The organism is Faecalicatena contorta, assembly GCF_022835095.1.
Taxonomy (GTDB): domain Bacteria; phylum Bacillota; class Clostridia; order Lachnospirales; family Lachnospiraceae; genus Faecalicatena; species Faecalicatena contorta.
This window is the reverse complement of record NZ_BQNQ01000001.1, coordinates 2,091,331-2,106,473: the sequence shown is the minus strand read 5'-3', so window position 1 is coordinate 2,106,473 and position 15,143 is coordinate 2,091,331. Positions and strand designations below refer to the sequence as shown.

Genomic DNA, 15,143 nt, shown 5'->3' with positions numbered 1-15,143 from the left:
CCTTACAAACGGAAAGAGTGAAAATAGATATGCAAAAATCATTTCAGCAGACTTTTCTTAATAAAACAATTCAATTAGATAATATCGTTAGTTTCTTTTACTGCGATCTTAATCCTAAATTTACATCTATCGGGGAAACTCATAACTACTGGGAATTTATTTATGCAGATATTGGAAGTGTGGAAATCATTACCGGGTCTAAGACTGTTATACTTGAAGAAGGCCATATTTATTTCCATGCGCCTAATGAATATCACCGGCATAGATCGATAAAGAACATAAAAACTTCCATATGCAACGGAGCCTTTTATTACGAGGGTAATGTCCTCGATAAAATAGCTGATCAACCGATTCTTCTGACAACTTCTATGAAACATTATTTTTTTAATGCACTGAAATACTGCAGTGAGATCTTTTCCTCTGTTATTGACACAAAAGAACTGATCTACCAGATAATTTCACCTGACCACAGCCCGGCGCAAGAACAGCTGCTGCTTAATAATTTAGAATCCTTTTTGCTGGAGTTGCTGATATCTATGGATACTCTTACATATCCGGAACGTCATGTGCCAGAAGATGAATATCCGCCTTTGGTTGGCGAAGCAATTATGATAATGAGACAATGTCTTTTTTCTTCCCTTACGCTCTCGTCTCTCTGTCAAAAACTGCACTGTTCGAAGTCAACTTTGTCTGCTGTATTTAAAAAGTATACCGCCTCAACCGTCATGAATTATTATACGCAGCTTAAAATAGATAAGGCAAAAGAACTGCTGTGCTTAGGCGCTTATAATATAACCCAGGTATCAGACTTTTTAAATTTTTGTAATGTGAATTATTTTTCTAATCAGTTTAAACGGTATACTAATTTAAAGCCCAGCGAATACTGTAAAAGCCTTAAAAATAAGAACTGTGTACAGCTTTTAGAATTGAAGAAATGTCCCTCTGTACATTAATGTAACTATATAGTAATAGACCTGTTTTATAATCTGTTTCTGATTATTACGATGCGAATGGCTTCGTCTGCATTTTATAGAATTGGAATACGGCGTTACTTAGAGTTGTAGTATATTATTACAATACTTAAAGCACACTTAAACGGCAAAATAATATAAAACTCAGGCTCTAGGATATTTGAGAGTAGCCCGCCTAGATTATATAAATAAAATCATCTTATTGCGCTTCCCAAGATCAAGTAACTTGTTTTACCATAAATTTATTTTTCTGTCCAATAAAGCTTCGCTTATGTTTTATTTCCATCCTCAATATTTAAGTAATAAACCTAATTTAATTTTCTTTTTTTATTTTGAATATAAACCCCCGAAATAAATAGTCCAGCAAAGCATAGACACAAAATTACCATAAGCATTACATATAATACCACAGCCCCCATTATTCCATACTTGCTAATAACTGGATTTGAGAATACATATGCCAAAACAGCAACACCAGCATATCCCCAGGCAATCCCCTTTTGAAAACGTATTATTGTAATTACTGTACTTAACAATCCTGTTAGTCCTAAGAAGCCTCCCCCAACCAATAAAATCAGAAGTTCCTTTTTGTATGGTGCTAAATTTGTATTATATAAAACTGAAAGTACTGGAGTCCCTAAAAAATAAGCGCCAATTATACAAATGATAGTTATCCCCACTACAACGCCTATCTGAACAATCGTTCTCTTTATGAACCTTTTTACTTTACCTTCGTTCCAAAGGCAAGACATCTGAAAAAGTATAGGGTTAAAAATAAAACTGTTTAGCAAACCTATAACAAATACTGGCATTGCTATGAATCCATAGCAGGCCTGCAGTTCATCTGATAGCAAGGCATCTATAGCATATTTAGGAGCATTTCCTATATAAAATGATAAAAATGCACCTGCAAATAATGGGAAACAACTTTTTAATAGCCGGGCTACTTGTCCTTTTCTGCAATATCCCTTTTTTACATTAAATGTGCCATAAGTCCATGAGAGGAAAAGCCCTAAAAAACCAAAAGTAGTCATAGTAGCTATCATCAAAGATACTAATTGACTACGTAATACAATAATACCAATACCAAATATAATGATCGTAAAGAACATGCGTAACGTCATAGCTTTGGCAGCTATATCAAGTCTTCCTTTCTGCTGATACATGCCATAATAAACATCTTCTATTGCATCAGCAACCTTAAACAAGCACATCCATATAATCACCATACTTTTCTCAAAGCTATAGTTATTAACCAAAGAGCTATGCACTATATAGGAAGTGGCTACAATGATCATTAAGAGAGTAGTGATCCATCTGGAGCGTAGATACTCAATAAATGAAAACTGTCCATATACATCAGATACTTGAAAATTTCGCATACCATATTTGCCAATATTTAAAAACAAGCTTGCATTGGCATAAGCTATAGTAAAAACACCAGCTTCTCCTAACCCTACTGTTCTAGTCAATATCATGAGCATAATTACCGATTGAAATGCCATAAGCATACTCCCGGCCATATTCCATATGTAGCTACTCTTCTCTATATTTTCATCATTCAGTATAAAATGCTTTAATTTCATCTTTTGCTCTCCAAATATACTATACAAATGGTTTTGTTATATTATACCTTAATAAGGTACTGAATTATTCTGGAAATATCATATTCTCTATATTTTTTATCAAACAATTATATTTCGTTAACTCTTTTAATTTTTCTAATACTATAGATAAACACAAGCTAATGGATAACAGTGTTAACCAACTTAAAATTACATTTTTAGTATAATACACCACATTTGGATAAAAAGTATATATCAGAGCATGAGTCATAAAAATATTTCCAGAGTGTTTACCTAAAAATGATAAAACCTTTTCTACTATTTTATTAGTTAAATACTTATATGACATCCAGCATATACATAAAACAGCTAGGCTGCTTAGTATACTTCTAACCTTCCAAACATCAACCTCTTCCAGTTTAAGGCGTAGAATTAAGCATATAAAAATTACTCCAACTAAAATACATATTTCAATAATTTTTCCTATTAAATGTTTTGGCTTGCTCTTCACTTTGTCAAAAAAACTATTTTGAGCACATAGCACACCCAAAACAATAACTAATAAATAATTTATGTATTCTCCTCCAAAATTTGAAGATATGCCGCTCCCCAAATACTGAATAATAATTATCATTAGTAAATAGCTTGCCCATCCAAATTTACTGCAAACTGCTATAATCAGCGGCAAAATTATCAAAAGAATCTGTGCAAAACACATATACCACCATACATTAGATAACATTGGTGATCCAAAAAAGTCTGTCAGTCCCAACGCGTCTAATACTAAATAAGAGGCCTTATGTTGATATATTTCAAGTGGATTATTAAAAAATATAAATGATAAAATAAAAACAATTATATAAATAAACCAGTATGACTTCATTAGGGAAATCCAACTTTTAGCAATAAATATTGTCGGTCTTTTAATGTCTTCTTTTATATATTTACAAGTTAAACCATAGGCTGATAAAAAAGCAAAAATCCATACACATATTCGTGATGCCGTAACCAGTCCTTCCACTGTGTCTTGCGAAAATATATGAAAAACCACCCCATTTGCTTCAATCCGAGCCGTTGAGTAAAATAAATGATGGAATAATAATAAAGAGATCGCTATACCTTTTACCTTTAATGTATCTATCCTTTTAAACATACTTTTTCTCCTTGTATTTCATAAGCCATGACAAAACTTCAGAATACTCTTAATATATAAGAGAAATGGCATCAATTATAGTAGTAAACTCTTACGTTTCATTCAAACAGGCATTTAATTGCATTGATTTCATTCCCTGATATAATAAAATACCCCAATCTTGTAGAACTGTCTTCTACTATTCGTTCGTCTTCACTATCTATCCAAGTTCTATAAATCAGTTCTGGATTTTCCTTCTCAATTTTTCTTAATTGGGCTAAATCGTTTTTATTCAACAAGAATCGAATTCCCGCATACCGCGGCGCATGTTTTCTTTCTAAATCAGGTTGCTTTCCACATGCTGTTTGTATTGTCATCTTTAAAAAATCATATCCGCTTGACAGGTACACTAAGTCTGAACCTATACAATCGCCTCCCATCCTGGCACCTATTTCAATAATCCCTATATTTCCATCCTCATCTATTTTAATTTCTGAATGTGAAGCACCTGAGGTAATTGATAATGCGTCTAATGCCTTTTCTAAAAGAGACTCAATTTTTTCAAATAGATGATCATCAATCTGCGCCGGTTCGAGATGTCCTGTTTCTATAAAGTGTGGGGCACCCGTAGTATACTTTTTAGTTATCGCTAATAATTTATGTTCACCATTGTAAGAAATAGTTTCACAGCTATACTCTTCACCTGATATAAATTCTTCGATTATAACCTGTCCTCCAAAAGAATATTTGTACGCATAATTAATTGCATTATTAAGATCATTTTTAGAAAAAACTTTTGTTACACCACGACTTCCAGATCGATCAGTTGGCTTTACTATCAAAGGATATTCTAAATCACCTATTTCTTCACAACTCCAAGTTTTGTTTACACATGCAAATTGGGGTACTGGCAAAGAAGATTCGGCAAGCCTCTTCCTCATCTCGAATTTATTTGTTGTATATTTTGTTGTTTTAATTCCGTTACAAACCAATCCCAGTTTTTCTGCAACAAAATTTATAGTCACTACAGCTAAATCTGATGCTATTGAAGTAACAGCAATTGGCTTTATCTTTTTACATACTTTTAAAATTTTTTCTTTCTCTGTGATACTGATTGGATAAAAGAAATCAGCAGTTTTCTCGCCGACATCACCACATTTCCATGCAAAAACATGCGTCTCAAGACCCATCTCCTTTGCCTTTACAATTAATTGATTTTGAAATTCATTCGCTCCGATTATTACTATCCTGTTATTTGTAATCATAGCTATCTCCTTATACTATTAACAGTCTAAAAAATAAATTGCTATAAAACTTATCTTGAACCTTTTTCTTGCCAGATTAAGCTAATTAACCTTTCTTGCAATTTATAAAAACCACTATATTTCTTTATAAATTCTAATATAATAGAAATCACTATTACTATTATTATAAAGTTTATATAAATAAGAAATGGATTTCTAAAATAATACACCTGTTTTTCAAAATAGAGCAGTATGAAAGTATGGAACATAAAAATATTAGTGGAATGTTTTCCCAAAAATACTAAAACACCACTTGCTTTTTTTAAAATAGCATTTCTCTCGATAACTAGAACATTAACTAATAAAATCACTGAAAAAGCATGTGGCAATTCTCCGCTAAACCTATCATGAAATCCCCAAATATAGGTAACAAAAAATAAGATTAAACTATAAATTAATTTATCTTTATATCTTAGATCGAGATTAATTAATTTATCCATTATTTTTAACTCAGAACACAACATTCCTAAGGCAAATGCCGATAAGTAAAAAAATACCCCTGTACTCATTTGCCTATATGTAGTATAACAAGCACTAACATTAATAAATAAAAATAGCAATAGTGGTAAATAACGCATTTTTGACATCATGCTTTTTATTATAGGAAATATTAGATAAAGTATTATAATTGCTGACATAAACCACCATGTAACATTTATTGTTCCTGTATGACACCATTCAAATAATATATCTCTTAATCCTAACATATCAATCAGCTATGCTAAGACACCATTTTTACCCTCACCATAAATAGTAAATATATTAAATTTTTCAAATATCATACCTGCACTTAAATAGATCCAGAAGATTACCCAAAAATTTGTATAAAGTTTAACTAAATGCGCAGTTACAAATTTTATACTAATCCTGATGCTCTTCTGTTTTCCCTGTATCTTCTTATTAAAACTCTCATTTAGACCATATCCGCTATAAATAACAAAAATGTCAACACATATCTTACCATTCTTTAACAGTGTAGTAATCCACGGCTTATTTTCTATTGTCCAAGAATAATCAAAGAAAGGCCACGCTGCTTCACCACGGAAAAAAAGGTGTAGCAATATTAGTATAAGTATTGCTACCCCTTTTTGAATTTGCGTGTCCCGAAGTACGAACGTTTTTCTTTCATTATCCATCAGTAATCACCTCACTTTTAAACGTCTGCATTTAAATCCTCTCTTACCATATATTGGGGTAAATCACTGATAGTCATGTATATCTTACCGATATACTCTCCAATCAAGCCTAGCATTAACATAATGATTCCACCAATAAAAAGTAACACAGCCATTGTTGACGTATATCCCATAGCTATATGGGGATTAATTATTTTTCTGATTACTAGAAAAATACCCCAACATATACCTAATCCAGACGTGAATACACCTAATAACGATGCAAGTCTTAATGGCACTAAAGAAAAATTCGTAAATTCGGTAAGCCAGAGATTAACTAACTTTTTTAATGTATAACCTGAGGATCCGGATATTCTTTTTCTTTGTTCGACCTCAACATTCGTAACTCTATTCGTTGTTCTCATTAAATACGCACCAGCTGACGGAAATGGACTTTTGTATGCTTTCAAATTTTCAATAGCAAATTTGCTCCAGGCCAAAAAAGGAGAATTATAAATACCTTTCATTTTACTTCCAGTAAATTCAAGCAATTTAGTATTTATTCGACTAGTAAAGCGTCTGTAAAATTTTTGCTTTTGGGTTGCAAATTTTGCATATACTAGATCATACCCTTCACTGATTTTATCAACCAGTTTATATATTTGATCCGCAGGATGTTGTCCATCATCATCCATACATACAGCCACATCACCTTTTATATAAGAAACAGCCGCCATTCGTGCAATATTTTGACCATAATTTCTTGCCAGATCAACGCCAATAATATTTTTATCAGCCTGAGCTAATTTTGTAATAACACCAAAGGTATTATCGGGTGAACAATCATTAATCAATATAATTTGATATTCATTACCACTCCTTTTTAAAATCTCATCTTTTATTTCATTTACCACAAACTCCAACGTATTCTCTGAACGATAACACGGAATTATAATTGTAATAACCATCACACACCTCATATTACTCTTTTGATATTTTATAAATTATAGCAGCATCCCCAATGGCTCCTACCTCTCTAAACTCTACATGATCATATTCTTTATTTAGCATATTTGATAGCAAATCCTTATAGTTTGAATCATATGACGTTACATAATAAACATCTTCGTCAAAAAGATTTTCTGTCAAAAGTTTATCCTTGCCTAAATATTCAAGCTGTTTATAATAAGTTGGGGTAAACACATAACTTGAACCCCATGGTACTAAATTTACAGGCCTTTTTTTAGGGTCAGGATAATTGGTAAAGACGCCATAATTCTGTGCACCAAATTGATCAAATACATAAACATGATCTGAATGTTCGAGTGCATAATTTTCTATTTGACCAACAATATTGATAGAACTCTGCCGATATTGCCAGTCAACAGTGTAAATCTTCGTATATGCGTTTGCTAATATTCCCGCCCAAGGAAATAATAATAATAATGCTGTGCATAATTTTTGAATTTTCTTTTCTGAAAGCTTTGCTTTATCATAAGTCATTAAAAAAAGAACAAATACAATAGTACCACATGGTATTAAACTTGCCAGCCATGCCCGCAGAGGTAGGCGTCCACGCGCTGCAAGATATGAAATAACTAACATAGTGCCTAGAATACAACATAAAGCAGCAATTATTTGGGGATAATATAACTTTCTATATGTTCTCATTATACCCATTTTTATAAAGACAATAAAAAGAAGCACTACAATATATATGTGTAATAGTGTTAACTTTTCTCCAGTTAGTAGTTCTTTAAGAGTTGTTTTCCAAGTTTGTAATAATTTATCCCACTCGTCTAGTTCGAACCAGGAAAATTTTTCAACTATTTCACCCAAATTTTCCTTATTAAACCGCTTGTCCATAAAATACATGTTTTCTGATAACTGGTAAAATTCTTCACTCCAACCTATTTTATCAAATAATTCCGGATTATCTTCATATGTTTCATGCTCATAATCCCAAAAACTCACTCTATACTTATTATATTTATAGTATTCTTGCCATTCAACAGAACTTTTCGATTTATCCTCAATTCCTTTTACAAATAATAATATCAGGCTTAAAAAAAAGAGATACACAATACTATATTTTAAAACTCTAGATAAGTTCTTTTCAATAAATGCATGTAAGAAAATATATACTATTGCAACCAATAAATAACAGCAAATAGCATAAAATGCATTAAATTGTTGTATATAACACAGAGAGATACAAAAGACTGAAATTAGCAATTCGAATATTATTATCCCTTTTTTACTGTTCTTAAAATCAATTCCTAATAAGAGTATTACACCAGCTGTTCCTATAATTGTTGCCGTAACCTCAAAATGCATTAGTATTGTTGAAATAAGATAGAAAGATAAGTATAAGATCACATGTATCATTACTAAATAAACAATCTTTATATTTTTTTGTAAACCTATTTTATATATTGTCTTACCGATAAGACAACTAGATAAACAAATCAATGTAAAATGATATATTGCATACCATGATATTTGTGGAAAAGCTGAGTATAAATTTGAAAGGAGCCAACCTAAAGGATAATAACTGAATAAATAATTAGCCTCTGGAACCCCTGTTGCATAGCCTGCATAAACATATAATAATCTAGCATCATCTATAGTCATAAATACTGGTTGAACAAATAAAAATACAACAACTATTATTGCCAGCGTTATAAAAAACGATAATCCAAAACGTCCTATATCATTGGCATAAACTTTATTTATATTGAATTTTTTCTTACTTTTGTTTCGACGCATTTCATATTCCTTATTAGTTGTTATTTTTTGATATATCTAGTACTAATGATATCAAGTACTCTAAATCTGGAATATCATAGCGTTGATCTATTGGTAGTGCCATGATCCTACTCGCGTACATATATTCCACTGTATTTTTATCATTATTATTTATAAGATCTTTCCATAAAATTGGCACATATACATTATGCTGTACCAATGTTTCATGTATCCCTTGATTAAGCATTAACGGATAAACATAAGGAACCTTATCTCCATTTGGTATTTTCAATAATTGAATGTTATCGAACCTATTATGCAAATATTCAAAATTTCTTTTTCTTTTTTCAGATATTAATTCATAATTAATTCCGTTTAGTATATGTTTTGTTAACAAAGACATTTTTAAGATATTTTTTCCAATTTCAGTCTCATTTAATTTACTTTCCAAATATGCGCTATTGGTCCCTAATTCAATACTTTTCAACAAAAATACTGCTCTGTTATATGAAACATCTCTTTCCAGTGAAAAGTCTTTTATACCTTTTCCAATTAAATAAGCACCATCAGGTACCCCAAAAAATTTTCTGCATGAATAAACATTCATAACCCCGTCATTCATAACCGGAGGATAATAAAATGCATGAGCCTGGTCTATAATAACCTTTTTAAATTTTTTGGAATAATTCACTACTTCATTGCCGATAATGCCATAATAGTTTACTAGAATAATAACAAAATTAGACTCATCCATATTTATATTAACTGGCATTAAGTCTTCCCCAATATGGTAAAAAATAATTTCAACATCCATATTTTGTAACATTTTAATTATATCGGGACAATAAAAATAAGGAACCATCACTTTATCCACATCTAGACTCATAACAGCACACCAAATAGCCGCTCTACCCGTATTTAATTCCAAAATGTGAGTATCTTCTATATTTTTAAAAAAACCAGTCCCGGCACCTAATTCTAATGGAAGATATCCCCCCATTTCATAAACATCCATTCTACAAACTCCTCTAATCTGTTAAAAGCTCTGTAGTATCAAATTGATCTATTAAAATGCTATTTTGTTTATCGTCCAGTATATCTAAAATTTCATAGATTTGGTTAATCACTCTAGCAAGCTGCTTTCTATCTTCTGTTGCAACTGTAATACGCATGGCTATTTGCTTTTGTGTCCCTAAAGCATCTTCATCTATACTTTCTCCTTCTTTGTACCATTGTGTAACTGCTAATGTTTCCTTTAATGCTTTTATTCTATCTAATCCTGTAATTTTACTGATATAGCCTGGTTTTGCGAGAATTGATAAAGTACAACAAACTTTTGAAAGCATCGGATTAACTAATGGTTTTATACTGTGCTCTTCCATTTTTCCAGTTAGAGAAAAGTTTACAATCATCTCCATAGGATTAAAACCACATAAATCATTTAAAATTTGATATTGTTTTGCGCCGTTTAATCTATATCCCATTTCATAAAAATAACATACTTCATTTTCCATGCATCCCTGAAGAAAGAGTGTTCCATTTTCCATACCAATAGACTTAAACATAGCTATAACTTTTTGGTTTTCATTTTCTAAGTATTTTTCTGTATACTTAGATGGATATACGTATGCCACAGGTAAACGCACACTATTCCCATTACTTTTCTGCATATATCGATCATGCAAAACAGTTGCAGAAATTTCCCCATCCTGTAGCACGTAATTTACTCCTATTTCATCACCTACAATATATTTTTCTAAAATTACGTTTCCTTTCTTTGATGTAGATTTAGCTTTCTTATAAGCGTCAATCAGCTCTTTCTCAGAATAGCAGATTGTAATACCTCTAGCCCCACTGCCATCAACAGGCTTTATAATAACTGGATAATTTATCTTATCTAAACAATTCTGAGATAGTTCATCATCTATTTCAAATTCAGGAGTTGATGGAACATCATTCAATTTACATAACTTTTTAAAATTCACTTTATCCATAGTGGCTTCAACCTGTGCTGCTGTCGCGTAAAAAGGTTTCTTTATTTTTTCACTCAGCTTTTGTGCACAGGCTACATTAAAGTCATCAAATGCAGCTATAACACCATCAACACCATTTTCAATACATTTTACCGCCAATTGCTCTGTATCTGCTGTACTGATGAGCCAAGCTTGATCAGCTACTTTTTTAGCCGGTGAATTCGAATAATAATCGGCTACAATTACATAAGCCCCTCTATTTTTTGCATTTTCTACAAGTTCACAAATCATTGCTACCCCACCTAAAACGACCAACTTTTTACCCTGTAATTCCATGTTTATACCTCATCATTCATGTAATTTAAATTTTAATTTCACATATACTTATAGTTTGTTTTTAAAAGGTGTATTATAAACGCTCTTCTCCTAGTTTTTCAGCAAGTCCAACTTTCTCTTTCGCCTTGATAGCATAGTATAATATTCTGTTAACCGGCGTAGCAATTCCAGTCTTTTTTCCTAATTCGATGACTGTACCAGCAAAATAGTCAATTTCCGTTTTCCTTTTAGCCTCAATGTCTTGCAACATTGAGGTCTTTTTCTCGGGCGGATAATTGATTAATATTTGAACTATATCATCCCGATCTTTCTCTGTTAATCCTATTTCCATTTTTTTAGAAATATCTAAAATTTCTTGTATTGCATCAGTAACTAAAATAATTATTTCTTCAAATTCTCCAAAATATTTAAATTTGGCCCCCGTTAGAACAGAAACTTGATTTGAACCGATATTAATCATCCATTTACGCCACAACATATATCGCATATCTTGATAAATAACTGTGGAAATTCCCGCATCACAAAAACACCGCCTTATTTCGTCTAAATCGGCTGAAATGGCTTCGCCTTTTCCAAATCCTATTTGTATTTCTCCTCTAACGGAAACTGTTATATTCTTATCTATTCTTTCTGCATCTGTTCTCATTACAATACCATAAGGAACAGAATTCTTTGGAAAGGCTTCTCTTACCCTTCCAACAGCAGTAACTCCATTAAGCAATGGTAATATTACTGTGTCTTCATCTATAAGTTCTCTTATGTCTTCAATGGTTTCCTCTAAACTATAATTTTTAACACATAACAGAATTAAATCTAACTTTCTTCCATCTGGTGCGGAATATATGTCCGGCCGTAACTTTTCTCCATTAACTGTAATGCCTGTATTTCTTAACCTTTCTGCTCTTGCTCCCCTTGCAACAAAGCAAAAATCATTTCCGTATTTTAAGTATAGTGCACTTCCTAAAGAACTACCGACTGCTCCCGCTCCGACAATACCAACTCGTTTAATCATTCTTTTCCTCCAATCATTTATCTAGAATAATATCCTTCTATAATTTCAGTAATATACTGAACCTCATTTTTTTTCAATCCATAATATAATGGCAAACGTAAAAGTCTTTCACTCTCAGTTGTGGTATATTTATCCTCTCCAATAAATTTTCCAAACTTCAAACCAGCCGGAGAACTATGCAATGGTATGTAATGAAAAACAGCATTGATATTTTTCTCTTTCAAATAATTAATTAGTTCTGTTCGTTCACTTAGATCCTGAACTTTAATATAAAACATATGTGCATTATGTTTACATTCTTTAGGTATTTGAGGTAATTCTAGTACTCCTTTATCTTCCAAATGCTTTAACCTATCATAGTAAATATTCCAGTTGCTCATCCTGCTATTAAAGATTTTATCTGCTTCTTCGAATTGCGCCCATAGATATGCTGCATTTAATTCACTTGGTAAATATGACGATCCAGCATCTACCCAAGTATACTTATCTATTTGGCCTCTAAAAAATTTACTTCTGTTTGTTCCTTTTTCACGAACAATCTCTGCTTTTTCAATATCCTCTCCTCTTTTAATCAAAAGAGCGCCACCTTCACCCATACTAAAATTCTTTGTTTCATGAAAACTAAAACACCCAAAATCCCCAATACTCCCTAATGGAATCCCCTTATAACTTGACATAACAGCTTGTGCAGCATCTTCGATTACAAATAGGCCATATTTATCTGCCAAGCTGCATATTGTATCCATTTCACAAGCGACTCCGGCATAGTGAACGGGCACAATAGCTTTCGTCCGATCTGTGATCGCATTTTCAATTAACGTTTCGTCAATATTCATTGTATCTGGTCTAATATCAACAAAAACAACTCGCGCGCCCCGAAGAACAAAAGCATCTGCTGTAGAAACGAAAGTATATGAAGGCATTATTACCTCGTCACCTTCTTTTATATTTGCTAATATTGCTGACATTTCAGTTGCGTGTGTACATGAAGTAGTTAATAAAGCTTTAGCTGTTCCTGTGTTTTGTTCTATCCAAGAAGAACACTTTTTAGTAAACTCCCCGTCGCCACATATCTTTCTATTTTCAATAGCAACTTTAATATATTCTAACTCTTTTCCAATAACTGGTGGTACATTAAAATTAATCATGTTTTTCCCTCTTTTGTTCCTTTTTAATATTTATAAAACTTCCATATCTTAAATCCATCAATCTCTTCAGCAAGTTCCATCCTAGCATCAGGATAGTAATGCTCACGTAAATATTTTAAAATCTTCTCTTGATAGAGATTATCTACTAAATAAATATTCTCATTAACTAAATCTCTTAAAGGATTGTCCACTCCATTTACTTCTAATTTGTCTAGTATATCAGGAAAATTAACTGTAACCCCATATAAGAAAGAACAGTTTTGATATGTTTCTTCTTCACCATTAGTAAAAAACGGGTTATCAGCAAGGTATAATACCTGAATTGTAGTACTAAAGTTTAAAAAATAATAATCTTGCGGATTTGAAATAATTTTAGTTTTAAGATTACTAAAGCTATTTTCGTTATACGTAGCACAACGGTATCTCCTACTATCATAATTCCACGACTCATAGAAATTATCTTCAATATAACTTTTATACTCATCCCCTGAAATAAATTGAGCCCAATTATTTAGACGATAAGTGGGTAACTGATAAGTACACAGTAATATTAATAATATACCACAAATGTTTTTGATTTCCAAACTATTTTGCATAGTTCGACATCTTTTTTTATCCCAACAATAAATTATAGTCAAGAAAAAACTTATAAATACTGCGTATTCTATTCGATATATGATCCGTCCAATGACCACAAAATAAACCATATATAAATACGTTATTCCTGCAGATATTACTGCTATTCCCCAGTATCGCTTAATAAAACAAATGGTTAGAAAAGTTAAAATAAACCCCCCCCATAAAGCCGGGTATGACCAATAATTTCTTGCCCTCAGCTCCGCTTTAATATAATCCCTGTCAAGTCCCAATGTCTCTTCATAATCATTAATTATTTTTTTTGTCTGCTGAAGCAAATCTAAATTATAAAAGTCTGGATCAGCGGCATTCCAAGTTCGTAGCAATAAATAATCATTTTCAGACAGTCCTAATTTCTTATACTCCTTTTCCCCTGCCCAATATCCGTAATCCTTTTTGTCTACTATTCCTGCCCGTGCACTACTATATTCATTAAAAAAACTATATTTTTCATTTCTACTGTATATATAACTGTCTAATTGCTTTGCCACGACTACTGCCGTTATAAGTATAACACCAGAAACAGCAATTTGCACAAACTTCCTCCATTTTCCTTCACTTTTATGGCGAAAAAATTGTATAAATTCTACAATCAATATAAATAGTAAAAACCCACCGGCTATATAAATCACACTAAACCTTATCAAGCTCCCCGCAACTACAAGCGCCGCTCCTGCAGCAATCTCCCGTTTCCTGCACCTTTCGTCATGAAACAATGCCCACAAAAACAGGATACTTCCCGCCATTACTGCAAGTATCGCTGTTTTTGTAAACTGGACCATAATATATGCATCATCTGAAAAAAAAGTAATAAATAAAACGGAAAGCATGATACCCATAATCGTATCCAGCCTCTTCAGCAACAGATAAGTAACCGCCGTGAATGCACAGAAACACAATGCCAGCTGCGCGATCAGATACCAACTGATCTGCGGAACCAGATAATAAAATGGCAGTAAAAGATACCCCCATAAGATATTAATAAATATCATATGCGGATTTGGTGTACCGCTGTAGGCTCCGGACATGATCGCAGCCATAATATAATCATCCGAGGTCTCGTATTTAATCTCGCAGAATACAAGTACGAGTGCCAGAAAGACGGCATTTATGATGACTGCCGTCAAAAGATTATGTTTTTTCACTTTATCCCAGACAGGGCTTATCCTGTCATGTATCCTATTTATACTTTTATTCATCATC

Annotated in this window: 13 protein-coding genes; 1 reads left to right on the top strand and 12 read right to left on the bottom strand. The window is 32.2% G+C overall.

Translation table 11 applies throughout. The features are described 5' to 3' along the window. Nucleotides 1-17: 17 nt before the first annotated feature. Entirely contained in the window at nucleotides 18-953 is a 936-nt protein-coding gene (locus tag MWG26_RS09390; RefSeq protein ID WP_147324104.1) for a helix-turn-helix domain-containing protein, read from the top strand. 326 nt (nucleotides 954-1,279) lie between these two features. Here MWG26_RS09390 and MWG26_RS09385 read toward each other — a convergent pair whose 3' ends face one another. The 12 genes from MWG26_RS09385 to MWG26_RS09330 form a co-directional block, all read right to left on the bottom strand. Further along, nucleotides 1,280-2,557: a lipopolysaccharide biosynthesis protein gene (locus MWG26_RS09385; RefSeq protein WP_025657809.1), complete on the bottom strand. Its 1,278-nt coding sequence runs from the start codon at nucleotides 2,555-2,557 to the stop codon at nucleotides 1,280-1,282. Between the two features lie 64 nt (nucleotides 2,558-2,621). After that, nucleotides 2,622-3,689 (bottom strand): acyltransferase family protein, encoded by a 1,068-nt coding sequence (locus tag MWG26_RS09380; protein ID WP_244062718.1) that lies wholly within the window; start codon nucleotides 3,687-3,689, stop codon nucleotides 2,622-2,624. A gap of 98 nt (nucleotides 3,690-3,787) precedes the next feature. Beyond that, the gene (locus MWG26_RS09375; RefSeq protein WP_025657812.1) at nucleotides 3,788-4,933 is read right to left on the bottom strand and encodes an ATP-grasp domain-containing protein; all 1,146 of its coding nucleotides are present in this window, start codon (nucleotides 4,931-4,933) and stop codon (nucleotides 3,788-3,790) included. Between the two features lie 50 nt (nucleotides 4,934-4,983). Then, nucleotides 4,984-5,679: an acyltransferase family protein gene (locus MWG26_RS09370; RefSeq protein WP_081733214.1), complete on the bottom strand. Its 696-nt coding sequence runs from the start codon at nucleotides 5,677-5,679 to the stop codon at nucleotides 4,984-4,986. 9 nt (nucleotides 5,680-5,688) lie between these two features. Then, nucleotides 5,689-6,108, bottom strand: coding sequence for a hypothetical protein (locus tag MWG26_RS09365; RefSeq protein ID WP_025657814.1), 420 nt, complete (start codon nucleotides 6,106-6,108; stop codon nucleotides 5,689-5,691). Nucleotides 6,109-6,125: 17 nt separating this feature from the next. After that, nucleotides 6,126-7,055, bottom strand: coding sequence for a glycosyltransferase family 2 protein (locus MWG26_RS09360; protein ID WP_025657815.1), 930 nt, complete (start codon nucleotides 7,053-7,055; stop codon nucleotides 6,126-6,128). Between the two features lie 13 nt (nucleotides 7,056-7,068). After that, a complete protein-coding gene (locus MWG26_RS09355) occupies nucleotides 7,069-8,856 on the bottom strand; it encodes a hypothetical protein (RefSeq protein WP_025657816.1) in 1,788 nt (595 codons plus the stop codon). A 13-nt stretch (nucleotides 8,857-8,869) separates the two neighbouring features. Next, the gene (locus MWG26_RS09350) at nucleotides 8,870-9,850 is read right to left on the bottom strand and encodes a hypothetical protein (RefSeq protein ID WP_025657817.1); all 981 of its coding nucleotides are present in this window, start codon (nucleotides 9,848-9,850) and stop codon (nucleotides 8,870-8,872) included. 13 nt (nucleotides 9,851-9,863) lie between these two features. Then, on the bottom strand, nucleotides 9,864-11,144 hold the full coding sequence (locus tag MWG26_RS09345) for an ATP-grasp domain-containing protein (protein ID WP_117441141.1): 1,281 nt from the start codon (nucleotides 11,142-11,144) through the stop codon (nucleotides 9,864-9,866). Nucleotides 11,145-11,217: 73 nt separating this feature from the next. Continuing rightward, a complete protein-coding gene (locus MWG26_RS09340; protein WP_153921161.1) occupies nucleotides 11,218-12,156 on the bottom strand; it encodes a ketopantoate reductase family protein in 939 nt (312 codons plus the stop codon). Between the two features lie 17 nt (nucleotides 12,157-12,173). Continuing rightward, nucleotides 12,174-13,304, bottom strand: coding sequence for a dTDP-4-amino-4,6-dideoxygalactose transaminase (gene rffA / locus MWG26_RS09335; protein WP_025657820.1), 1,131 nt, complete (start codon nucleotides 13,302-13,304; stop codon nucleotides 12,174-12,176). Nucleotides 13,305-13,327: 23 nt separating this feature from the next. Then, on the bottom strand, nucleotides 13,328-15,142 hold the full coding sequence (locus MWG26_RS09330; protein ID WP_117441142.1) for a hypothetical protein: 1,815 nt from the start codon (nucleotides 15,140-15,142) through the stop codon (nucleotides 13,328-13,330). Between the last annotated feature and the right edge of the window lies 1 nt (nucleotide 15,143).